The organism is Microbacterium sp. NPDC056044 (assembly GCF_042267145.1).
Taxonomy (GTDB): domain Bacteria; phylum Actinomycetota; class Actinomycetes; order Actinomycetales; family Microbacteriaceae; genus Microbacterium.
Genome location: NZ_JBHJWZ010000005.1, coordinates 154807 through 178321, shown reverse-complemented (window position 1 = coordinate 178321; position 23515 = coordinate 154807). Strand labels below are relative to the sequence as shown.

Sequence of the window (23515 nt, the reverse complement as noted above, 5' to 3'; positions counted from 1 at the left end):
CGGCCGAACGCAGCGCGCAGGCTCCGCCGATCCCAGACGGCATGCGCGTAGCAGACGGCCGGACGTGAGGCATCCTGGTCATCGTCGCCGTCATAGCGATCGGCATGGCCTGATCGTCCAGCCGCGGCTGCTTGATCTCAACGCTGCCGACCGCTGAGTGGCCTCCCGCCACGTGTCTTAGGAACCCCAAATGCTGATCGTTACCTTGTTCCTCGCAGTGCTGCTCCTCGCGCCCACAGTCGAATTCGCATACAACCTCGGAGGGATTCCGGCGGCGGCCGGCTACCTGCTGGTTGCGGCAACGACGGCCGCGATCATTGGATCCAAGCGGCGATGGCGACCGTCTCCGGCGGACTCCGACCGGCGGAGCTGACCGGCTCGCCAGCCGCGGACGCTCGGGCGTGCCCAGAGCGCCCGCGGCTGGCCTAGGGCTCAGGCGGTGACTGTGGCGGTTTCCCCGGCAAGTTCGATCTGCGCCAGGAACCGATTGCGCTGAGCTTGCGTCTTGTAGTTGGCGGAGTCGAGGACGCAGTCCGGGCACCAGTGCCCTCCGGTGAGGATCAGTCGGGGACTGCCGGTGAAGGTATGACCGAAGGCGCATTGCCACGTCAAGGCGGTGGCGATGTCACCGGCAGTGGCCTCTGCGGTGAGCAGCGTGCCGCCGCGAAAGTCTGCGACCTCGCTGTAGGTTTCGGTGTCCCACTGGCTGGTCGGTTGGGACTCGTCGTAGCCGAGTTCGTAGGTGTGCGGGATCCGGTCGGGACGTGGCGGCCAGAATGTCTCCCACCCCCCGATCGCCTCCCACTCCTTGCGGGACCCGAAGAACGCGTCGATTCCAACGCGGTCCGCGTCCCGGATGTACGCCATGGTGCCGCGATTGCGAAGCGTCAGTGGTTCCATGATGAGCTTCTTCACCAGGGCCGCTGGGACTTTCCCCGCCATCCTGAGTTTGGGGTTCGCCGCGATGGCACGGCTCAGCGCCTGGTCGAAGGTGTCCTGGCGGAAGGGGACGAGCTCTTCGAGACGGTCGGAGTCGGTGTACCACTGGCCGTGGAAGTTCTGCGTGGCGAACCAGTTACGGTCGTACCACTGTCGGACGTCCTTCACCCCCAGTGCGGCCGTCATGCGCGTCTGGAGCTCCCAGTTGGTGAGCCGCCAAGCTTCACCGCCGCCGATGTTATAGATCCCGCCCCAGAACTCCTCGGGTACCTCAGGCTCGCAGATGTTCGCCATGAGGCGGGCGGAGTCCTCGACCGACACCCACTCCATCACCCCGGCGAAAGGCGAGTGCGTCATGATCGGGTCGCGGATCTCCAGCACGCCGGGATGGAAGATGCCGGTCTGCCGCAGCCATGCCCAGCGCGGCAGTCCCGAATCGACCAACTCCTTCTCGGCGGCGATCTTGCTCTGGCCGTATTCGTCGAACACCGCCACGCGCAGAGGGTCCCCGACGCGACCCCAGTGGTGCGGCGGATTTCGGTCGCCTGTCTCGGCGACAGTCCCGATTCCCACGACCGCGATGGCGGACGGGTCGGGCTGCGCCTTCACGGCGCGGATGATGTTGCGGACGCTGCCGACGTTGACTCGCGTGGCCAGTCCAGGGTTGTCGTCGACGGCCGGGGAGACCGCAGCGCCGACGTGCAGGACGTAGTCCGCACCGCGCACGCAACGCTCGACGGCGGCGTAGTCGATGAGATCGCCGAAAACGACGTCGAGGTTGGCCATGTCTTCGTAGGCACGGATGGCTGCGGTATCACGGGCGCTCGGGAGCACGAGCGCGACGACGTCGAACCTGTCGGCACGGCTCTTGAACTCGTCGAGGATCCGAGTTCCCCAGTTGCCGGCTGCGCCGGTGAGAAACACTCGTTTGCGGTCGACCATCTTTCGGCCTTTCTGTCTGTTGGGAGCACGTTTGCCAGCACACCCAACGGTGATAAGCCGTGCTCAGGACGGCTGGCGCGGGCTCATGCCCGCCCTGGTGTAGGTGGCGTCGATGGTGCGCATCATCGCGACGGAGTCGGCGAGGCCCGAACGGAGTGGTTCGCCGTCTCTGACCGCGTCGCGGAATGCGCGTAGCTGGAAGGTGTAGCTTGGGGTGCGCTCGGGCGGGATCGGGGCACAGAACTGAGCCGAGGCGTGCTCGATCGCACCCAGCGTCCCGCCAACGATGAGGTCGCGCAGCTGCCCGGCGAGCGGGGGATAGAGCGAGTGGAGAGCTTCCATCACGACGAGACCCGAGTCCTGCACAGCAGCGGCCACGGCGCCTGCCTCGTGCCCGTTGGCGGTGAATGGCTTCTCGACGAGGACGTGCTTGCCCGCCCGGACGGCGGCGACCGTCCACTTGCCGTGCAGCGAGGGAGGTAGCGGAATGTAGACGGCGTCAACTTCGGGGTCGGCGAGGAGCCGCAAGTAGTTCGCGTGCACCCGCGGGATCCGGTGCTTGTCAGCGTATGCGAGGGCTCGCCCAGGTGCCCGGGCGGCGATGGCCACGACCTCCACATCAGAGGTCGACGTGGCAGGGCGAAGCAGAGCTGTCGCGGTGATCCGCGCCGCTCCGAGGACGCCGATGCGCAACGTCACCGCCTCGGTCCCTTCGCACCGCCGCGGCCGAGGGGCGTTAGAAGATGCTTGCTGCCACCCGCGCCGGCGAGAGCACGATCCAGAGCGGGACGAAGCACAGTGAGCCACTCGCTGTAACCGGCGCCGGTGAGATGTATCCGATCGCGGGTGAGCTCTGGACGAAGTTCTCCTCGTGCACCGCACATGCGGGACCAGGCGTCGACGTACTGCATCCCCGCGGCGGTCACCATTTCGTCGATGTGCTCGTTGAGCGTCTGGACTCGCCCGGCGAAGAAGCGATCGCGGGGGAGCACCCCGGTCACGACCACCGGCGCCACGGGGACAACGCGACGGATCGCGACGAGGAGTTCCTGGTACTGCTCGGCGATGTCCGTCACCTTCCGGGATCGCCCGAAGCCGGTCAAGTCGTTCGTACCGACGAGCAGGCTCACCGCGCTGGCGCCAGACAGGGCGATCGGCACACGCGCGGTGACCTCGGCGACGGTCTCGCCGCCGACACCTCGGTTGAGCACCGAGAGATCGGGAAACCACTCATCCCACAGACCCTGCTCGGTGATGCTGTCCCCGAGGAACACGACCTTTCCGTCTGCCCTCGCTGTGACCTCGAATCGGGAGCGTCGCGTCTGCGGGGCGGGCGACATGGTCACCCGCCCGATCAGTCGCATCAGCGGCATGGGATCAGCTCAGCGCGGGCTCGAGCTCGTCATTGAGAACTGCGCCACGCGAGGCTGCCACGCGTCCCAGCCAGGCGAGGCTGGGCTTCGGTGTGCGGGCGAACGTCTCGCGGTCGAGTGCGATCAGTCCGAAGGTCATCGCGAAGCCGGAGTGCCATTCCCAGTTGTCGATGAGCGTCCAGTGGATGTAGCCGAGGACCTCCGCGCCTGCCTCGCGTGCCTCGGCGAGTCCTTCGACGGCGCCGCGGGTGTAACGGATACGAGCGTCATCGTCGGCGGTGGCCATGCCATTCTCGGTGACGAGCACCGGCACGCCGGTGTAGGCAGCTGCGGCAGCGACGGTGTGGCCGAGCGCCGGCGGGTAGTACTCCCACCCGGTCAGGAACGTGTCGGAGGTCTCCTCAGGAACGATTCGACCTTCCGGCCCGTACACCTCGCGTGTATAGGTCTGCACGCCGACGAAGTCGTCCTCGCGGGCTGCGGCCCAGTACGGATGGATCGCCTGCGCGAGGATCGCATCGCGTCGGGCCTCTCCCCCGGGCAGGGCCTGGAAGTCATGCACCGCGATCGACCAGCCCACTTTCGACTGCGGTGCGATCTGCTTGATCGCCGCGCGCGCGAGCCGGTGGGCGGTGAACACGTTCTCCACGGCATTGGGCGCGAGCACCGGGATCGCCATTGAGGCCACGCCGGCCGTGCCACCGACACGAGCGGCGAAGTCTGCCATCAGGCCGCGCTGTGCTTCAGCGAGATCGTCTGCTGCGGCGCCGAGCGGCAACGAGCCGGTGGCGAGGAGGAGAGCGCCGGCGTTGGGCTCGTTGAAGGTGATCCACCACTGCACGTCGTCGCGGAGCGCATCGACGGTGTAGCGCACGTACCGCTCGAACAGGGCGGCCGCGTGCTCCTGACCCCATGCGCCGTCCCGGGCGAACCAGGAAGGGGTGGTGAAGTGGTTGAGGGTGACGACCGGGGTGATGGCGCGCGCATGGCAGGCGCGGATCATGCGGCGGTAGTGCTCGAGCTCGGCGCGGGAGAACTGTCCGACCTCCGGCTCGATACGGGACCACTCGATGCTGAACCGGTAGGTGTTCAGCCCTGAATCGGCCAGCAGTTGAATGTCTTCCTCGTACCGGTGGTAGCTGTCGCAGGCGTCGCCGGAGGGCTCGGCGAACGGGGCCGCGGTCACGTGCTCCATCGCCCAGATGTCGGAGCGGATGTTGTTGCCTTCGATCTGGTGGCCGGCGGTCGCAGCTCCCCAGAGGAAGCCGTCGGGGAAGGTGGGCATGATTACTCCTGAGTGTTGTTAGGCGAGTACTTGGTGGCCGTGGTCTCTGCGGCCGCGAGAAGACGAGTGAGCCAGGCTAGGCGGGTTGCGCGTGCAGATCGTGAGATCTGGGCTTGGGGAACCATGCCGTCGAAGCCGTGGTAGCCGCCGGCCCACAGGTGCAGGTCGGTGAGGCCGCCCGCCTGGCTGATCCGGGTGGCGTAGTCGATCGCTTCGTCGCGGAAGGCATCCGCGCCGCCCACATCGATGAAAGTCGGCGGCAGCCCCGATAGATCGGCCGCGAGTGCAGGAGAGGCGTAGGGCGAGACCGCGGCGTCGCCGGTGGAGCCGAGGAGCGCACCCCACCCGAAGATGTTGGAGTTCCGGTCCCACATGCCCGCGCCCTGGAGCAGGTGCATCGATGGAGTGTCGCTGCGGTGATCGAGCATCGGGGCGATGAGCAATTGGCCGAATACGGCGACTGATCCGCGGTCGCGGGCCAGGAGTACGGTCGCCGCGGCGAGCCCGCCGCCGGCGCTCTCGCCGGCGACGATCAGCCGGTCTGCGGGGATGTCGAGCTCGGTGGCGTGCTCTGCCAACCAGGCAAGGGAGGCGTAGCAGTCCTCCACAGGGATGGGGTGGGGATACTCGGGGGCGAGGCGGTAATCCACAGATACCACGGCAAGTCCGAGGGGGTCGGCGTAGTCGAGCATCTCGTCGACGCCGTTGACGTAGCTGCCCAGCACCATGCCGCCGCCGTGCACATAGAGTATGGCGGCTCGATGCGGCACGCCTGCCGGTCGGCAGATGAGCAGTGGAATGTCGCCGCCGTCCAGGCCCGGCACAGCGGCCATTTCGACATCGAACTTCCCGGCGCGAGAGAAGTGTGCGGCGGGCGCCCCAGGGATCCCCGGAAACCCGGCGCGGATCGCGGCGTAGTTCTCCGAGCTCAACGAGGGGAGGCCGCCAGGGACAACTGCATGCAGCGCGGAGAGGGTTGGGGCCAGTTCTGGATCGATTGCGGGGGCGGGACCGGTCAGGAACTCAGCCATGCAGCGCCCCGACGAGGAAGTCCAGGGACCGGTCGACCTCGGTCAGCACGGTCCCCCGGTTGAGATGGCCGTGCACCATGCCCGCGGCGAGATAAGTCGTCACCGGCACACCGGACTCGTCGAACTGACGCTCGAGCAACTCGGCAGAGGAACGTAGATCGTCGTACTCCGACACGACGATCGTGGCAGGGGGCAGACCCGTCAGCACTCCCCCACCCGGAATCGCGTCTGTCGGAATGTCGGTGATCCGACCGACATAGTTATCGACCATCCACTCCACATTCGACGCCGGGGTTCGGAGCGCCGCCGGCAGGATCGCCAGGTCGGCGGCGATCTCGACAGAAAGGCCCGGGTTCGGAAAGTGCGCGAGTGGGTACGCCAGGAGGACGGCGGCAGCGCCCGACCCCCCGCCGTCCCGTAGCCGCTGCGCCACCGCCAACGCCAGCGCTGCCCCGGCACTGGCCCCGCCGACCGCGACCCAGTCGGCGCGCGAGACCGAAGGAATGCTCCCCTCGAGGGCTGCGACGACGACGGCGTGCACCTCGTCGACAGGCACGGGATAGCGGACTCCGTCTTGCGCGAGACGGTAGTCGACACTCACGGTCACGATCCCGGCGCGGTGAGCGAGTTCCGCGGCGACCATGTGTGCCTCGAGCATGTCGAGATTCCCGGCCGCGAATCCGCCGCCGTGCGCCCACACCAGCACCCGGTCTGCGGTTGTGTCCGGCCGGTAGATGCGGACCGGAATTGGTCCGTGCGGGCCGCCGACCGTGGCATCACTAATCTGTAGACCTTCGGGCACGGTCCATGGTTCGGGATCGACATAGAACTCTGCCATGCGGGCGGCCATGTCCTCGTCCATGTGATGGAAGTCGAGATTCTCCATCAGATGGAGCTTGCTGGCCAGGTACGGATCGAGCGGCATGAGGGTGGTTCCTATCTTGGAGCTGACGTAGTGCGGCCGGTCTGCGACGGCGCGACCGACCGCACTCGCGGTCAGACGCTGCCCTTGACCTTGCGGATGAGGAGACCGCCGATCACGGCGATCACGCCGCCGGCGATGAACACGGCGGGGTAACCGAAGCCGGGAATCAGTGAGCCGACGGCGAGGACACCGGCTGCCACGAACGGGCCGAGGGAGCGGGGCGCCTGATCGGCGAGGGTGAGGAGTCCCATGTACTTGCCGGTCTCGCGCCCTTCGCCGGGGAGAACGTCGATCATCACAGCCCCGTCGACGGGGAAGTAAGCGCCGGTACCCAGGCCCATGATCACCAGCGCGACCAGATATACCTCGACGCTCGGGGCGAAGGCTGCGACGATCGCTCCGATGAGGATCATGGTGGAGGTATAGAGCACCATCTTCTTGCGGATGCGGAACTTGTCGCTGATCCATGAACCGATCAGCGCACCCAGCACTGCACACGCCAGCCCGATCAGACCGGTGATCGTCAGGACGCCCGGGAGCGCTTCCGGCGAGACCTGCAGTTTGTCAGTGAGGAAGTAGAACCCATACACCGAGGTGAGCACCGTGCCGAGGGTTGTGATGGCCTTGGCAAGCCAGGCCCAGGAGTAGTCCGGGATACTGCGCGGGTTGACCTTGAACTGGGCGAAGATGCCGAGGATCGACAGCTTGCCGTCGACTTCGTCCTTGCTGAGCTTGCGGTCTTTGATCATCACGACGGTGAGCAGACCCGCCAGGCCGAAGCAGGCACCGGGGATCGCGAAAACGATGAACTGCTGACCGAGGAAAGGCGGCAGTACGAGTGAAGCGACTAGGCCGGCGATCGTAAGGATGGCCATCATGAGACCCATCACGCGGCCTCGGTGGCGCTCGGGGATCTGGTCCGGGACGAGCGGTGCGTTGCCGCCGGCGTAGATGCTCGCTGCAAGTGAATAGAGCATCGCTCCCAGGATGAGCAGGGTGATGTTCGGCGCGAGACCCATCATGCCCATCGCGATCATTCCCAGGATCGCTCCGGTCAACAGGAACGGGCGGCGCATCCCGAGTCTGGACGTGCACCGGTCGCTGAGGACACCGGCGATCGGAGTGACGACCACACCGACGAGCGCAAAGAGCCCGGTCAGCAGGCTAAGGAAGAACGCCTTGTTGGCAGGTTCGAGTACGCCGATCGTCGCCGGCCACGACACCAGGACCATCGACACCGCGGGGATCGACAGACCGAACTGGCTGATCGACAGAGCGAACACCACGCGTGCTCGCAGTTTGGTCGGCGCCGGCAGCTCCGACTCGACGAACGGCTCTTCGGGCAGAGCCGCGCCCGCTACCGGGCGGATGATTTCAGACACCTGCGTGTTCTCCCTCGAACAGGAACTCGACCGTCATTGGGTGGTGAGTCCAGTCACGCGCACTGTGCGCTGATCCAGGACTATACAACACTCGTTGCACAGCCGCAATGCTACGACTGTTGAGTACTTTAGGCACTCCTGTGTGTTCTATGCTGCAGGTGTTGTATAGTCTCTTCCGAGATCAGAGAGCGGCGTTTCGAGGAAGAGGCTTTGATGGACAACGACGTCACCCCCGCTGTCCCGGGTGCACCGTACGACCTGGTTGTTGAGACTGGCGGCGATCAGTTCCCGGTTGCAGGGGCCTCGCCGGAGTTGTCGTGGAAGTTGCCGTCCGATGTGTCCCGCCAGATCGGCTTCGACCTGCGCGCGACGGTCGGTGATGAGCGGTGGGAGTTCAACGGGCACGGCGCCGTGCATCGGTTTGTGGCATGGCCGTGGCGCGAACTGCGCAGCAGCGAACGAGTGTCCTGGTCGGTGCGCGTCCATCACGACGGCAGCACATCTGCCTGGTCGGAGCCGGCGGCATTCGAGGCCGGTCTGTTCGAGGCGGATTGGACAGGTGAATGGATCACCGCGACCGTGGCCGATGCGCCGGTCGGGTCGCGCCCCGCGCACGACTTCACCACGACGTTTACCCTCGCGGAGGTGCCCTCCGAGGCGCGGTTGTACTCGGCCGCGCTCGGGGTCTATGAGCTGTTTGTCAACGGTCAGCGGATCGGCGGTGCCGAGTTGGCGCCAGGATCGACCTCTTACGACCGCACCTTGTATGCGCAGGCAGCCGATCCTGCGTCCGCCCTGGTGCCCGGTCTGAACACGCTCCGACTGCGGGTCAGTGACGGCTGGTTCCGGGGTCGCACAGACGCGTTTCGTAAGGAAGCTCTGTGGGGTCCCCGAGTGGCTGTTCGCGCGGAGCTACGCGTGCTCGGTCCCGAAGGCCCGCGGACAGCCGCGGCCACCGATGGTGCGTGGCAGGTCGCGGAGTCGGAGATCGTGACGGCAGATCTCATGGATGGCGAAGTCGCGGACTTGCGCCGTGACGCAGTCCCGCTGGGCTCCGCGATCGTCGGCGGCGAGGCGCCGCCGGTTTCCTGGTCTCCGGCCCCACCAGTGCGCGTTGTCGAGGAACTGTCGCCCGCGTCCATCACGCGGATCGGGCCCGATGACCTTGTGGTCGATTTCGGTCAGAACGTGTCCGGCCGGGTGCGTCTGAGCGAGCTCGGCGAGGATGGCGCCCGGACGACGCTGACCTTCGGTGAGCACATCGGCCCCGACGGGCAGGTGACGTTGACCCACCTGGATACCCCATCGCCTGACGGCAGTGTCGTTCCATTCGTCCAAAGGGATGAAGTGATCTCCGACGGGAAATCACGTTCCTTCGAACCGCACCACACTGTGCACGGGTTCCAGTACGTGCAGATTCACCGCGACGGTATCGAACTGACCGAACGTGATGTGATCTCGCAGGTGCTGCATACCGATCTGCGATCCGTCGGCACATTCTCCAGCAGCGACGAGGACCTGAACCGGTTGTGGGACGTCGCCCGGTGGAGCTTCCGAGGAAACGCGGTTGACGTGCCCACCGACTGCCCAACCAGAGAGCGGGCGGGGTGGACGGGTGACTGGCAGATCTTCCTCTCCACCGCCGTTCAACTGTTCGACGTGGACGGGTTCAGCCGGAAGTGGCTGCAGTCCGTGCGTGACGATCAGCTCGACGACGGTCGCATCGTGAACATCTCCCCGGACCCCAGCCGCATGCGGGTGTTCCCGAACCCGGCCGTGGATTTCGCGACCGGATCCGCGGGTTGGGGAGACGCGGTCATCCTCGTGCCGTGGGAGCTGTACCGCACATACGGCGATGTCCGGGTCCTCAGGGACAGCTGGGACGCGATGACCCGATGGGTGTCGTTCGCATTGAATGCGGCCGCGGACCACCGGCACCCCTCTCGCGTGGAACGCTCCCCCGAACCCCTCCCTCACGAGCAATACATCTGGGATGGCACCTTCCATTTCGGTGAATGGTGCGAACCCACCCCGATCGCCGAGGACGGTACTCCCGGCCCCGCTATGCCCGACCCGATGGCGTGGGCCATGTCGGACAAGGGTGAGGTGGGAACCGCCTACCTGTACCGGTCGGTGTCGACTCTTGCTGCGATCGCAGGCGTGCTGGGTGACGCCACCGCCGCAGCCCAGTACAGGGACATTGCCGATAAGGTCCGGGACGCCTGGCGGCAGGAGTTCATCGACGACGATGGTCGAACCCCGAACAACACGCAGGCCAGCTACGTCCGGGCTCTCTCGACGGGCCTGGCCCCCGAGCCGCTGCGGGAACGGGCAGCACAGCACCTGGTCGCGTTGATCGAGGAGGCCGACGGGCACCTCGGCACCGGTTTCCTGTCCACCGCCGATCTCCTCCCCACCCTGGCAGACACCGGTCACGCCGACGTCGCCGAACAGTTGCTGTGGCAGCGCAGCACCCCGTCATGGTTGGGGATGCTCGACCGCGGCGCCACCACCATCTGGGAGGAATGGGAGGGGGTTGACCGTAACGGAAATGCACACGCATCGCTGAACCACTACAGCAAGGGCGCTGTGATCCGCTATCTCCACTCCCACATCCTCGGCCTGCAGCAGGACGACGAGTCCGTCGCGTGGACCAGCTTCACCGTCGCCCCTGTCGTCCCCGCCCGCCTGAACTGGGCTCGAGGGCATTTCGACAGCCCGCAGGGTCTCATCGAAGTCGACTGGCAGGTCGACTCGGACGATGCCGTCCTGCGAGTCCAGGTCCCCGGCGGTGCCACGGCCACCATCATCTGGGGAGATCAGCAGCAGCAGGTGGGTCCGGGCCACCACGAGTTGCACACCCGCACCCTCACCTCGGCGCACGTTCCCGCCTGAGTACGAATCAACGAGATGAGCACCCTGATGACTGAGTCCCCCGCACAGCGCGCCGCGGCGCTACTTGGGCAGATGACCCTCGAAGAGAAGGCGCAGCAGCTCACCGCGATCATGCCGTTCGGGCTGATGAACGCCGCCGGTCCCACCCCGGAGCAGTTGCACGCTGAGCTGGCTGGCGGCATCGGGCAGATCAGCATGTTCGCGATGTTCAGCCATCTGCCCCCCGTGGAGTTGGCGCGCACCGCAAACATCATTCAACGGCACCTTGTCGAACAGACCCGGCTCGGTATCCCCGCGATCATCCACCTGGAAGCGCTCAACGGGCTGGTCGCCCGCGGATTCACGACCTTCCCCACCGCGATCGGGCTAGCCGCGTCCTGGAACCCTGATGGTGTGCAGGATATGGCGGCGATCCTCGCCCGCCAGATGCGCGCCACCGGCCACGCGCAGGCGCTGTCGCCGGTCATGGACGTCGCACGGGACCCCCGATGGGGGCGCGTGCACGAGACATACGGCGAAGACCCGTACCTGGTCTCCGCGCTCAGCGTCGCGTACACCCGCGGCTTGCAGGGCAATGACCTCACCACCGGGGCGCTGGCCACCGGCAAACATTTCCTCGGTTTCGGGATGACAGACGGCGGGCAGCACATGTCCGCCACGACGGTGGCAGGCCGGGAGCTCCGGGAAGTGTACGCACGACCGTTCGAAGCCGCGATCCGGTACGCCGGTCTCGGATCCATCATGAATTCGTACTCCACCATCGACGGCATCCCCGCCGGAGCGAACCGCCGCATTCTGGATGACCTGCTTCGCGGAGAGCTCGGCTTTACCGGCACCGTGGTCTCCGACTACGCCACCATCGCCAACCTGCACGACAGGCAGGGAGTCGCGACTGACCTCAAAGAGGCTGGAAGGCTGGCCCTCGAAGCGGGCCTGGACGTCGAGCTGCCCGACACCAAAGCATACGGACCCACGCTCGTCGACGCGGTCCGTGAGGGCCTCGTTTCCGAGGACCTCGTCGACCGGTCCGTACTGCGGGTGCTGCACGACAAGTTCGCGCTCGGCCTGTTCGACGTCCCCTACGTGTCCGAGGATCCCGAAGCGATCGCCGACATCGCGAGTGAAGGAAAGGAACTGGCGCTCGAACTGGCACGACAGTCCATCACCCTGCTGCGAAACGACGGCGATCTTCTGCCTCTGGCAGCCTCTGTCAAGAGGATCGCCGTCATCGGCCCGCACGCAGAGTCGATTGACGTCGCGTTCCCGGGATACACCTACCAGGCCAGCCTGGCGATGATGGCAGGAGCTGCCAGCGGCGAACAATCCAACATGGCTGGGACCGAGGACGCCGCAGCGGGCGGTCTCAGCCCAGAAGCGATGGGCGCGCTCGGCGCGCAACTCGGTCCCATCCTGGCCGACGGGCTCGACGCGTACGCGCGCAAGACCTACGGGGCAACCACCCTCGTCGACTCGCTCCGCGCAGCACGCCCAGACCTCGAGATCACAACTATCAGCGGGTGCGGCGTACTCGACGACGAACCTGCCGATCTGGACGCTGCGGTCGAGGCAGCAACCGGCGCGGACCTTGTCATCCTCGCTCTCGGCGGCCGCCCCGGCTGGTTCGGTTCCCGCCTCACCGAAGGTGAAGGCAGCGACCGGGCGAACATCGACCTGCCTGCCATTCAAGTCGAGCTCGCCACGCGGGTTGCCGCGACCGGCACGCCGACTGTTGGAATTGTCTTCACCGGGCGCCCCTTCGCGCTAGACGCTCTCGACGATGCGCTGCCGGCACTGGTATATCCGTTCTATGGCGGCCAGAGCGCCATGACAGCCCTCGCGGACGTACTGACCGGCAACGTGAACCCATCGGGCAAGCTTCCGCTCAGCATCCCCCGCCACTCCGGGCAGGTCCCGCTGCATCACGGACAGCACCAGGGCAGCGGCTACCGTCGTACCGACACCGACGCTCACAAGGCCTACACCGACCTGTCTTCCCGCCCCCGCTACCCCTTCGGGCATGGACTCAGCTACACCACTTTCGATTACCACGACCTCAACGTCGCAGACCCGCTGGTCAGCACCAGCGACACGATCACTGCCACGGTCTCCGTCACCAACACCGGCGACAGGGAAGGAACCGAGATCGTCCAGTTCTACGCCTCCCATCGCGCTGAGCTGGTCACCCGCCCCGTCCAGGAGCTCATCGGGTTCGCGCGCCTGGCCCTGCTGCCCGGAGAGACAGCCACGGTCAAGATCAGCTTTTCCACCGGGCAACTGGCCTACCTCGGACCCGAGCACACTTTCGTGTTCGACCCCGGCGCCATCGACCTGAGCGTGGGGGCATCATCCGACGACATCCGACTGACCGAGACTGTCGAGGCGATCGGCAGCACCGCCGACTGGTCGGTGAATCGTCCGCTGTTCGCCGACGTCGAGCGATTGTCATGACTATTCACCCGACGGCGCTGTGCAACGATTGTCGCGGTGCCGTGATATGAAATGGTCACAGCGCGGACTGGGACTTCGATTACTGGACGGACATCACATGAGCGCAATGGACAACACCGACCCGCGATATGTGCGGTCGCGCCTCAAGCTCCGCGCCGCCTTCCTCGAACTCGCGCACGAAGACCCGGACAAGCTGTCCGTGTCCGCGGTCTGCGAACGCACCGGTATTGACCGCGCGACGTTCTACCGCCACTTCGACACGATGGACGACCTCGTTGCCGATGCACTCGGTGACCTCGCCGACCAGGCCACTGCAAAGTGGGAAGCGACGTCCACGGGAAGCGGAATCCAGTACGCCGAGTCCGAAGCCATCACGGTGAACTACCTCGACCACATCGCAGACAACTGGCGGCTCTATCAATGGGCACTCGGCCCAGGTGGCAGCATCAAAACGGTACACGCTTTGATAGCCCGATCCGCCCGCGGTGTCGCATTCGAGCTCCACAAACTCGACCCCACCCTCTCGGACGACGAACTGCACTTCCGCGCCACTTACGTAGCCGGCGGCATTGTCGGCGCATGCATCCACTGGCTCTCCACCGAAACCCCCGCTATCACCAGCCAAGAACTCACCCACCGCATCCTGCGGATCTCCGAACAACGCCTCGACCACGCTCTGTACTAACAGCCTTCTCGCCTTGCCCGAGGGTCGCCTGGCCAACCTGCTGTGAGGTCTCAGCGACATGTGTCGCGCATCTGCCTCACCGCGCGCTGCGCACACGCGTGCTTCCGAGAGAGTTGAGATGACGAGTGCTGGCACTTAGTCATATGGAAGGATCCCGATGACCCGCCCCCGACTGCATTTCACCGCGGAAACCGGATGGATTAACGATCCCCACGGCATCACGTACCACCAAGGCGCCTACCACGTGTTCTTCCAGTACGTGCCGGACCAGGTCGTCTGGGGAGTGCATTGTCACTGGGGCCACGCCACAGGGGCGGACCTGCTCTCACTGACACAACAACCAGCGGCACTTGCACCCGGGGACGGCGACGCAGGGATCTGGTCCGGCTCTCTCACCACCACTGAAGACGGCCGGGCGGTCATCTTGTACACCACCGCGTCCGGACTGGATGCTTCCGCCCATGCGCGGATCCGTCGGGCCACCCCCGCCGACGACAACTGGTCGACCTGGGTCAAAGGTCCCGTCGTCGTGGACGCGCCGGACGATATCGCGCTCACCGGGTTCCGTGACCCGTTCATCCGACGCGAACGGGATCACTGGCGCATGTTCGTCGGCGCCGGAGACACGAGCGGAACCGCGATGGCGCTTTCCTACACATCCCCGGATCTGGAGTCCTGGGCCTACGACGGGATAGCACTGCAGCGGACGACGAGCGAGACCACACCTGTGTGGATGGGCACCCTCTGGGAATGCCCCCAGATCTTTGAGCTGGATGGCCACGCGGTGATGGTGTCCTCCGTCTGGGAGAACAACACCCTCCACTACGCCGGATATGCCCTCGGCGCGTACGTGGACGGCAGTTTCACCGCCGCCACTTGGGGGCAACTCACCTACGGGGACAGCCACTACGCACCGTCTTACTTCACGGACGACGACGGTCGCCCTTGCCTGCTGTTCTGGATGCGCGGAATTGAAGACCCTGCGGCCGGCTGGGCCGGCGCGCTCAGCATTCCGTACGTGCTCTCCGTCGTCGAGAGCCGGCTGGTTGCGACACCGCACCCCGACCTCGAGCAGTACCGAGGAATCCTCCGTCCTCACCACACCGTTGGCACCGGCTGTGCAGATATCACCTGGCAGCAGACCAACGGCGAGCTGATCATCGAAACGGAAGCAGCCCGTCTCCTCACCCTGCACCGAGATGGAGACACGTTGACGGCCATCACAGTGGGCGGAACGGTGACCTTCCCCGTCGACGGGGAACTGCGCATCATCGTTGACGGCCCGGTGGTGGAGATATCCAGCCGGGCCGGTCTGTTCGGAACCCACATCCCTGCGGCCGCAGAGTTCCAGGTCATCGCCACAGACCGAGCCACGCTCTCCTTGTACGAACTCTCCTCCGCCGTCGAACCGTCTCAGGTCGACGGGGCACAACTGCGAAGCGAGGCGGATCGTTGACCCGGCTGGCCCCCGGTGACCGGGCGCTCAGATCAATCGGGATCATCGGATCCGGGAACGTCGGCATGGCGGTCGCCAGACTAAGTGTCACCGCCGGTATTCACGTGCAGATGGCCAACTCCCGCGGACCGGAGAGCCTCATCGCAACGATCAGCGATCTGGGCGGCCGCGCTGCCGCAGTCCCCGCAGAAGAGATTGCCACTGACGTGGATCTTGTCCTGGTCGCGATACCGCTCGGCGCGTACCCGCACCTGTCCGCCGACTCGCTGGCCGATGCCATCGTCATCGACGCAATGAACTACTTCCCCCAACGAGACGGCGACCTGCGCGCGCTGGACTCCGGCGAGACCACACAGACCGAGCTGATTCAATCCCACCTGCCCCGTTCTCGAGTGGTTAAGACGCTCAACACCATCGACTTCCTACGGATGTCGTCGCTGGCCACACCCGCCGCGTCAGCCGAGCGCACCGCATTGCCCGTATCTGGGGATGATGCCGCCGCGAAGGCCCTCGCGCAACGGTTTCTGGACCTCATCGGCTTCGACACGGTCGACATCGGTGGCCTTGACGAAAGCTGGCGCATCGAGCCCAACGCGCCCGCGTACGTCGAACCGTACTTCCGTTCGCGGCCCGAAGATCACGACTTCTACAGCCGCCTCATCCATGCGCAGCCTGTCTCAGTGTCCGCAGCACAATTGCGCACCCTCTGCGACGCAGCCCAGAGAGGTATCCCAGGCATCCGGCTCGACCGCTGAGCCGCCGCGCGACGAGGGACGCCGATCACCTGGCTTCGTTCTGGAGGATGTCTTGGGCGAGTTCTTTGATGCGAGGCACCTCGGGGATGAGCTCGGCCAGAGGCATACGGAAAGCGAGTGCGGAGACGCTGACCGCCCCAGTCGGCGACAGCGCGGGATCGAGGCGAACAGGAACAGCCACGCAGTTGATGCCGATCTCATTCTCTTGATCGTCGACGGCGTATCCGCGTTCCCGGGTCGCTTCCAGCTCTTTCCAGAGTTGATGGACCGTCGTGATCGAGTGGGGTGTTCGCGGCTCCAGCCGCGACGTGCCCAGCCAGGACCTCAGTTCAGACTCGGAACCGATGGTGAAGCTCAGTAGCATCTTTCCGACGGCGGTTCGATGTGCAGGATTCCGGCCGCCAACCACGGACGTAAGCCGCACGGAGCCGGCGGGCGGGTCCAGTTTCGCCCGGTAGACGACATCCGCCCCGTCCAAGACGGCGTAGTGAGCAGTCTCGCCGTATTGCTCGACCAGTTGCCGAAGGAGCGGCTCCACCCGAAGTCCCTCCGGCCGGTCCGCGTAATTGCGAAACGCCAACCGGAGGTACTCGTCACCCAGCGTGTACACGCCTCTACTGACTTGTGTCGCGAACCCGAACTTCTTCAGTGACACCAGCGCGCGGTGCACGGTCGGCTTCGGGTCATTCAGACGGTTGGTGAGGTCATCGAGGCTGATGCCGGACGGGTGCTCCGCGAGCTCCGCGAGAACGGACAGCACACGTTCCGCACCCACGACACGGTCTTGGGTCTGATTGCCGCTCATTCTGTCACTATATTCCAACAGTTGACATTCACGGAGCCGGAGTTCCTCGAGTGTCGCACTGCTGACTCGCCGCTGTCGCTGGTGCGGCTACGGACTATATACCGGGATCTCCACCGTCGCGCCGGTGAGCCGATCGGCCGTCACGGACACTCGCACCACTCCGGACTTGTCGCCGGGGCGGACGATCACTTGGGCGACGCCCTGATAGGTGTGCCTGTGCGGTCCCTGGAAGCTGTCGACGTCACGTGGATTGCCGTTGGCGATGGCGGCGAGTGTGCCAGCACCGGACACGGCGACGGTGAGGGGGATGACAGCGTCAGGGACACGTGCGCCCTGCGCGTCGACGACCTCGATAGTGAGGTACCCGACGTCGTCGGGCGTGGCACGGACGGCGGAGGTCTCAGGTGTGAGGCGCAGCGCGGTGGGGGCGCCGACTGTGGCGAGACGTTGTTGCGCGATCTGCTGGCCGTCGCGTGATGCCGTCGCGATCAACTCGCCGGGCGCGTACGGCACGGTGAAGGTCGCGATCCTTTTGTCCGAGGGTGCAAGATGTTGCGTGCCTACGGTGGCGCCATTGAGGGTGAGGGTCACCGAATCACCTGTGGTGTATGCACGAACCGTCATAAGCTGCCCCAGCACGCCCCAGGTCCAGCTGCGCAACTCGTCGAACCAGGCCCAGCTGAATGCCACCTGCTCTTCACCCGTGGGGGTGGGGCGTTGGACGGCGAGTTCGAGGTCGCTGTCGCCCCAGACCACGGAGCGGTAGTAAGACTGCGCCCGGCGGTGCCCCAGGATGTCGAGGTCGCTGCAACCCGAGAGGTACCACGGGAAGTCGCCGCTACCCAACGATTGCTTCCCGATGTTCTCCATATCCTCGTCCGGCTGTGGCCCGCCAACCTCTTGCAGCCAAGGTTGCCCGACTCCCGCCTCGCCGAGGTGGTCCCATCCCGTCCACGCGAAGTCGCCGAACATGGCGGGGGTGTCGGTGACGAGCGCCCAGTCGTCGTGCATGGTGGCTGCGAAGCTCTCGCTCGAGAAGAAGGCTCGATCCGGGTACCGGGAGGTGATGTCTTCCAGGTCGTGGAGGTAATGCGTGTCGCCGACGTCCAGCAGTTTCCAGCTGGGGTCGTCTGGACCCATGAACCCGATACCGAACCCGTAGCCCGACGAGCCTCCCTGAGTGATCGGCCGGGTCGGGTCGAGTTCGCGGACCCGAGAGACAAGCATCGCCTGGATCTCGACGGTACGCTCGCTCTGGATCTCGTTGCCGATCGACCAGAGGAACACGCTCGGATGATTGCGATCGCGGCGCACGAGCGCGTCGAGGTCTTCTCGCCATGAGTCCCAGAAGTCGCTGGAGTAGTCCTCCGGGGTCTTCGGGGTATCCCACACATCCGAATACTCGTCGACCACCAGCATCCCGAGCCGGTCGCATGCCCGGTAGAACGCAGGATCGAAAGGGTTGTGGGAGGCTCGGATGGCGTTGAACCCGACCTCTTTCAAGCGGGCGACGCGCCGTTCTTCCGAACGTGCGAGCGCGACGGCGCCGAGCGCACCGTGATCGTGGTGGATGTTCGCGCCGCGAAGCACGATCTCCCGGCCGTTGATGCGCATGCCCGACCCGTCGAGCGTGATCGACCGGATACCGAAGGACGACTCGGTCGCATCCACGACCTGTCCCTCGTCGGCGATGATCTCTGTCCGAACGCGGTAGAGGTGTGGTTGGTCCGGGGACCACAGCTGCGGATGCGTCACGGGGATCGTTACCGCGAATCCTGCCGTGGTCGCGGCTGTTACCTGCTTCGGGTCCGAGTGCGCTCGGCCGGCCTCGGTCCCGTCCGGGCGAGTAACGGTGCAGCGGATCGCCGCCGCAGCACCCACGGAGCGGTCGTTTCGCACCTCGACGGCGATCTGCACCACCGATAGGTCTGGGTGGGCGGTCGGTGTCGTGACGTACACCCCCCCGTCGGGCAGATGCAGCGGGTCGGTGACCGTGAGCCAGACGTGCCGGTAGATGCCTGATCCCACGTACCACCTTGAGGTGTCGCCTTCGTTGCGGGCACGAACGATGATGACGTTGTCGCTGTCTGTGGTGAGGTAGGGCGTGAGGTCCCAGGACTGCGGCGTATAGGGGTTGGCGTGGCCTCCCAGATGGACGCCGTTGATCCAGATATCCGAGCGCACGGCGACGCCGTCGAAGCGGACGGCGATGCGCGACGACGTAGCGGGCGAAGGGTGCGGGAATGTCTTGCGGTACCAACCGACACCCCCGACCGTCCAACCGCTATTGCGTCGACCTGCGCTCAGGGCGCGATCGAACGGCCCGGCTTTGTCGGGCACGCCTGCGACACTCCAGAGCGCCGGCTCGGGCGCCCGCCCATCGTTCTCCACGCGCCCGCTGGAGCGATCTTCGACGCTCCAGTCGTGCGGGATCGTCACGGCTCGCCATGTCGCATCTCGCGCGGGCGCATCAGTGTCGCCGACCGTGTCGTCGGAGCTGAAGAGCCAGCCAGCATCGAACGAGGTCTCCCTGTTGTTCAGGTTCTCGTAGTCGATTGCGAACATCTGATGGTTCCTTGTCTATTGGATCGGTGGCACCGTGGCGGGCGGTGTCAGATTGATGCGATCGCCGCAATTCGGCGGGCCCGGATCGCACGGGCGAGAGACGAGCCGGCGGCGATGGACTCGAACCCGTGCGGGGCGCCTGGGTGCAGATGCAGGTCGACATGGACCCCGGCATCGAGAAGCCCGAGCGCGTAGCGGATACTCTCGTCGCGGAAGATATCGAGCTCACCCACGTCGATGTACGCCGGCGGAAGGTCCGAGTGGTCGTGCAGTCGAGCGGGGGCGACGGAGGCTGGGACCTCGGGCTGTCCACGCCGATCACCGAGCACAGCCGTCCACGCCGTCCAGTTGTCGGCGTACGACCAGGTGGCATACGGCTCGAGAGCAGGGTCAGGTACGACATTTCGGTCATCCAGCATGGGGCAGATCAGAATCTGCTTCGAAATCGAGATGCCTCGCTCGCGAGCAAGGATTGTCGCGCCGGCCGCGATACCCGCACCCCCGCTCTCCCCGCCGATGGCGATTCTCCGCGGATCGATACCCCAATCGTCAGCATGCTCGTGGAGCCACTGCACCCCGCGGAGAGCGTCTTCGGCTAGATCGGCGGGGGCCGCTTCAGGGGCATTGCGAAAATCGACCGCGAGAATCGGAACGCCGCTCTCCGCCGCATACGCAGAGAGTTGTGGCTCACACTCAGCGACGCCCAGCATCATCATCGCTCCCCCGTGCATGTACACGAGCGCCGGGCCGAGCCCCTCGCCCCCCGATGCCGCAGGCACGAGCAACCGGAGCAACAAGGAGGAACCGTCGCGCCTGCGTACGGAGTGATCGAACACTCGCACGCGGTCATCGCGCGGTGACAGCTCCGCCGCCCGCGACATGTTCGTCTCCGTGGCTTCCCTCAGCGCCCTCCAGTCCCCAGGCGCAGCTTTGGGAGGCAACCACGAAGCGATGGCCGCATATGCCTCGACGAAGTCGGGATCGGGACGCAGTGTCATCGGACGTCTCCTCAGCGAGAGTTGGGCGGGCCGCGTCCTGCTACCGTACTCGAACGATCGGTCATATTCCGAATATCGCTCTCAAATTCCGTTTCTTGGACTAAGTTGATAGCGCGTTTCCACCTTCAGCGACGAGGAGTCTCCGATGCGACAAGTGCTGCGCTGGGCTGTCATAGGCGCAGGTGCCATCAGCGACAAGGTGGTGCCCGACCTCCAGTCGATCGACGAGGCGAGCATCGAGGTGGTCTTCGCCCGGCGTCCCGACGCGCTCGACACATTCGCCCGCACTCACGGGATCGCGCGTACGTGCACCTCCTATGACGAGGTGCTGCGCGATCCTGCAGTGGACATCGTGTACCTCGCGACCCCGTTCGCGACCCATCACGACATGGCGAAGGCGGCGCTGCGCGCGGGAAAGCACGTTCTCGTGGAAAAGCCCATGGGCATGACCGCCGGTGAGGTGGCAGATCTCTTCCGCATCGCAAGCTCCGAGGACCTATTCCTGATGGAAGCGATGTGGACGAAGTTCCTTCCGGGGTTTGACCTTCTCGCAGCCGAGTTGCGCGCGGGCGTGATCGGCGAAGTACGCAGCCTCAGAGCAGGTTTCGGGTACCCCTTCCCGTCGGGCGGCAGCAAATGGGATCCACAACGCAGCGGGGGCGCGTTGCTTGACCAAGGCATTTATCCCGTCTCTCTCGCCCACAGTCTGTTCGGCGAACCTGATCGGGTTTACGCGGGCGGCGTGGTCACGGCCGACGGCGTGGATGTCACGGTGCACATGACCCTCGCCTACCCGGGCGGCCGATTCGCGCAGTCGGCGGTCTCGATCGCCGAGTACATCGACCTGGGCGGTTCGGTCAGCGGCACCACGGGGTGGATCGATCTGGGAACCCCGTTCTGGGCGACCGTGGCGTTCGCGCACAAAGTGCTCACTCCGACAGGCGTGGAGACGAGTACACCGCGGGAGAGCCGTTTCGAAGGGAATGGGTACGCCCCGATGATGCGGGCCGTCACCCAGACCGTGCTGGCCGGGGGACGAGATCACCCTCGTCACACCGCGGACGAAACCATGGCAGTATTCCGGACCTTGGACCGACTGCGAGCAAGTCTGACGGAGGGCGCATACAAGTGATCAGTGACACCGATCCGGCGGCGCAGGAGCCGCCGACACTCACCACCCTGCTCGACACGTTGAGGCTGGAAGAGAAGATCCTCCTGCTGGCAGGGCGTGACTTCTGGACGACGCACCCGCTGGAAAACATCGGATTGCGATCTTTGCGCTTTTCCGACGGTCCGTCGGGCGTGCGAGGCGAACTCTGGGACGAGCGGTCTCCATCGCTGAACCTCCCGTCGGGCACAGCCTCGGGCGCCACCTGGGACGTAGATCTTGCGCGCCGTTTCGGAACCGTCGCAGCCGCCGAGGCGCGACGGAAACAGGTCGACGTCGTGCTGGGGCCGACCATCAACTTGCACCGCTCTCCGCTTGGCGGAGGTCACTTCGAGTCCTACGATGAGGACCCGATGCTGACAGGCGAGACCGCCGTCGCCAACGTCACCGGCCTGCAGTCCTCCGGAATTGGAGCGACGCCGAAGGATTATCTGGGATACACGTCGTGGAGCGTTGAAGACGCGCAAGTCGACGACACCGCGGCTGACGGCATCCGCCTGTCTGTCAATATCCGGAACACCGGTCATCGCCGCGGCAAGCACGTCGTGCGGGTGTACGCGGCACGTCGTGCTTCTTCCATTGAACGGCCCGCGCGCTGGCTCGTCGGGTTCGCATCAATCCAGCTCGACGCCGGCGAGGCGAGACGCGCCGACGTGCACATCTTCCCCCGGGCATTCCGGCACTGGCAGGTCGGCGACGAGGCGGGATGGCGCTACGAGCCGGGAACGTTCGACCTGCACGTCGAGACCAGCGTAACCGCGACACCACTGAACTGCGTGGTGGACCTTTCGCCCTCAGGGGAACTCTCCCGCACCGACATGGCCGTATCCGCAGAGGACGTGAGATGAGTACCACCGAAGGCATCCACGTTGAGGGGCTCGGCAGGCCCCTCCCCCGGCTCATCGCCGGCACAGCTCGGGACGAGTTCCTCACCGCCACGGACGCCGACCGCATCCTTGACGACCTCTCGTCGGTGGGCGTGACCGCCTTGGACACCGCACGCGCCTACCTGCGCAGCGAGGAGACGATCGGCGACTGGATGCGGCGACGGGACAATCGCGAGTCCGTCACCATCATCACCAAAGGCTGCCACCCCACGCCAACCGACTGGCGCCGGGTAGATCCATTGTCGATCCGCCATGACGTGGATGAGTCACGCAAGCAACTGCATACCGACTACATCGACCTCTTCCTGTTGCATCGCGACGACCCCGCCGTGAACGTCGAACCGATCATCGATACCCTCAACGACCTGCAGCAGGCGGGCGCGATCAGAGCCTTCGGGGCGTCGAACTGGACGCATCACCGCATCGAGGAAGCCAACGCATACGCCCGCGCCCAAGGACTCACCCCCTTCGTCGCGTCAAGCCCCAACTTCGGTCTCGCCGTGCAGGTCCAAGACCCGTGGGGATTCGGCTCCCTGACGATCACCGGCCCCGAGAACAACGAGGCGCGGCAGTGGTACCGCGATCACGCGATACCGGTGATCGCCTGGGCGCCGCTGGGCCGGGGGTTCTTTTCCGGGCGCGTCCGGTCAGACGATCCCTCGTCGGCGGAGCGATTCCTCGACGCCCAGGCGCTGGCCGGCTACGCGCACCCGCAGAACCTCGTGCGCCTGGAACGGGCCGAGCTCATCGCGCGGCGACACGACGCGTCCGTGCCGCAGATCGCTCTCGCGTGGCTGTTCGCCCAACCTCTCGAGACGGCCGCCGTCGTGAGCGCCGCCGGCGCCGCGCGCATGCAGCAGAACCTCAACGCGCTCACCATCACACTCAGCGACACCGAACTCGCCTATCTCGACCTAGCGACCGAGTAACTCGCTTAATTCTGTTATTTGGATTGACTATCCAGCATATTGAATTC

The 23515-nt window shown here is 65.7% G+C and carries 19 protein-coding genes; 9 read left to right on the top strand and 10 right to left on the bottom strand.

Features of this window, described 5'->3' with window-relative positions; all coding sequences use genetic code 11:
• Nucleotides 1–190 precede the first annotated feature (190 nt).
• Nucleotides 191–373 carry a hypothetical protein gene (locus ACFC1I_RS15655; protein ID WP_376011276.1) on the top strand — a complete coding sequence of 61 codons (183 nt, stop codon included), beginning with the start codon at nt 191–193 and terminating at the stop codon, nt 371–373.
• A gap of 59 nt (nt 374–432) precedes the next feature.
• On the opposite strand, the gene ACFC1I_RS15650 is transcribed toward ACFC1I_RS15655, so the two are convergent.
• The 7 genes from ACFC1I_RS15650 to ACFC1I_RS15620 form a co-directional block, all read right to left on the bottom strand.
• Nucleotides 433–1881 (bottom strand): NAD-dependent epimerase/dehydratase family protein, encoded by a 1449-nt coding sequence (locus ACFC1I_RS15650; protein WP_376011273.1) that lies wholly within the window; start codon nt 1879–1881, stop codon nt 433–435.
• A gap of 63 nt (nt 1882–1944) precedes the next feature.
• Nucleotides 1945–2580, bottom strand: a complete 636-nt coding sequence (locus tag ACFC1I_RS15645; RefSeq protein ID WP_376011271.1) for a Gfo/Idh/MocA family protein — start codon at nt 2578–2580, stop codon at nt 1945–1947.
• Entirely contained in the window at nt 2577–3155 is a 579-nt protein-coding gene (locus ACFC1I_RS15640) for a GDSL-type esterase/lipase family protein (RefSeq protein WP_376011268.1), read from the bottom strand. The genes ACFC1I_RS15645 and ACFC1I_RS15640 overlap by 4 nt, the downstream gene beginning before the upstream one ends.
• 103 nt (nt 3156–3258) lie before the next feature.
• Nucleotides 3259–4539, bottom strand: a complete 1281-nt coding sequence (locus ACFC1I_RS15635; RefSeq protein WP_376011267.1) for a glycoside hydrolase family 1 protein — start codon at nt 4537–4539, stop codon at nt 3259–3261.
• Between the two features lie 2 nt (nt 4540–4541).
• Nucleotides 4542–5570, bottom strand: coding sequence for an alpha/beta hydrolase (locus ACFC1I_RS15630; RefSeq protein ID WP_376011264.1), 1029 nt, complete (start codon nt 5568–5570; stop codon nt 4542–4544).
• A complete protein-coding gene (locus tag ACFC1I_RS15625; RefSeq protein ID WP_376011262.1) occupies nt 5563–6495 on the bottom strand; it encodes an alpha/beta hydrolase fold domain-containing protein in 933 nt (310 codons plus the stop codon). Before ACFC1I_RS15625 ends, ACFC1I_RS15630 begins: the two co-directional genes overlap by 8 nt.
• A 71-nt stretch (nt 6496–6566) precedes the next feature.
• Nucleotides 6567–7877 carry an MFS transporter gene (locus ACFC1I_RS15620; RefSeq protein WP_376011260.1) on the bottom strand — a complete coding sequence of 437 codons (1311 nt, stop codon included), beginning with the start codon at nt 7875–7877 and terminating at the stop codon, nt 6567–6569.
• Nucleotides 7878–8090: 213 nt separating this feature from the next.
• Here ACFC1I_RS15620 and ACFC1I_RS15615 point away from each other — a divergent pair, with 213 nt between their 5' ends.
• From ACFC1I_RS15615 to ACFC1I_RS15595, 5 genes are all read left to right on the top strand, one after another.
• Nucleotides 8091–10772: a family 78 glycoside hydrolase catalytic domain gene (locus tag ACFC1I_RS15615; protein WP_376011257.1), complete on the top strand. Its 2682-nt coding sequence runs from the start codon at nt 8091–8093 to the stop codon at nt 10770–10772.
• A gap of 15 nt (nt 10773–10787) precedes the next feature.
• Complete coding sequence (locus tag ACFC1I_RS15610; protein WP_376011254.1) at nt 10788–13220, top strand: beta-glucosidase; 2433 nt, start codon at nt 10788–10790, stop codon at nt 13218–13220.
• A 106-nt stretch (nt 13221–13326) separates the two neighbouring features.
• On the top strand, nt 13327–13905 hold the full coding sequence (locus ACFC1I_RS15605; RefSeq protein WP_376011251.1) for a TetR/AcrR family transcriptional regulator: 579 nt from the start codon (nt 13327–13329) through the stop codon (nt 13903–13905).
• A 157-nt stretch (nt 13906–14062) separates the two neighbouring features.
• On the top strand, nt 14063–15361 hold the full coding sequence (locus ACFC1I_RS15600; protein WP_376011248.1) for a glycoside hydrolase family 32 protein: 1299 nt from the start codon (nt 14063–14065) through the stop codon (nt 15359–15361).
• Nucleotides 15358–16116, top strand: coding sequence for an NADPH-dependent F420 reductase (locus ACFC1I_RS15595; protein ID WP_376011245.1), 759 nt, complete (start codon nt 15358–15360; stop codon nt 16114–16116). Before ACFC1I_RS15600 ends, ACFC1I_RS15595 begins: the two co-directional genes overlap by 4 nt.
• 25 nt (nt 16117–16141) lie before the next feature.
• On the opposite strand, the gene ACFC1I_RS15590 is transcribed toward ACFC1I_RS15595, so the two are convergent.
• The 3 genes from ACFC1I_RS15590 to ACFC1I_RS15580 all read right to left on the bottom strand — a co-directional run bounded on the left by ACFC1I_RS15590 (nt 16142) and on the right by ACFC1I_RS15580 (nt 20484).
• A complete protein-coding gene (locus ACFC1I_RS15590) occupies nt 16142–16921 on the bottom strand; it encodes an IclR family transcriptional regulator (RefSeq protein ID WP_376011243.1) in 780 nt (259 codons plus the stop codon).
• 87 nt (nt 16922–17008) lie between these two features.
• On the bottom strand, nt 17009–19486 hold the full coding sequence (locus tag ACFC1I_RS15585; RefSeq protein ID WP_376011241.1) for a glycoside hydrolase family 2 TIM barrel-domain containing protein: 2478 nt from the start codon (nt 19484–19486) through the stop codon (nt 17009–17011).
• A gap of 47 nt (nt 19487–19533) precedes the next feature.
• Nucleotides 19534–20484 (bottom strand): alpha/beta hydrolase fold domain-containing protein, encoded by a 951-nt coding sequence (locus ACFC1I_RS15580; RefSeq protein WP_376011238.1) that lies wholly within the window; start codon nt 20482–20484, stop codon nt 19534–19536.
• A 145-nt stretch (nt 20485–20629) separates the two neighbouring features.
• Here ACFC1I_RS15580 and ACFC1I_RS15575 point away from each other — a divergent pair, with 145 nt between their 5' ends.
• The 3 genes from ACFC1I_RS15575 to ACFC1I_RS15565 are packed head-to-tail and all read left to right on the top strand — an operon-like array spanning nt 20630 to nt 23468.
• On the top strand, nt 20630–21616 hold the full coding sequence (locus ACFC1I_RS15575) for a Gfo/Idh/MocA family protein (RefSeq protein WP_376011235.1): 987 nt from the start codon (nt 20630–20632) through the stop codon (nt 21614–21616).
• Nucleotides 21613–22500: a fibronectin type III-like domain-contianing protein gene (locus ACFC1I_RS15570; protein WP_376011232.1), complete on the top strand. Its 888-nt coding sequence runs from the start codon at nt 21613–21615 to the stop codon at nt 22498–22500. The genes ACFC1I_RS15575 and ACFC1I_RS15570 overlap by 4 nt, the downstream gene beginning before the upstream one ends.
• Complete coding sequence (locus ACFC1I_RS15565; protein WP_376011230.1) at nt 22497–23468, top strand: aldo/keto reductase; 972 nt, start codon at nt 22497–22499, stop codon at nt 23466–23468. The genes ACFC1I_RS15570 and ACFC1I_RS15565 overlap by 4 nt, the downstream gene beginning before the upstream one ends.
• Nucleotides 23469–23515 lie beyond the last annotated feature (47 nt).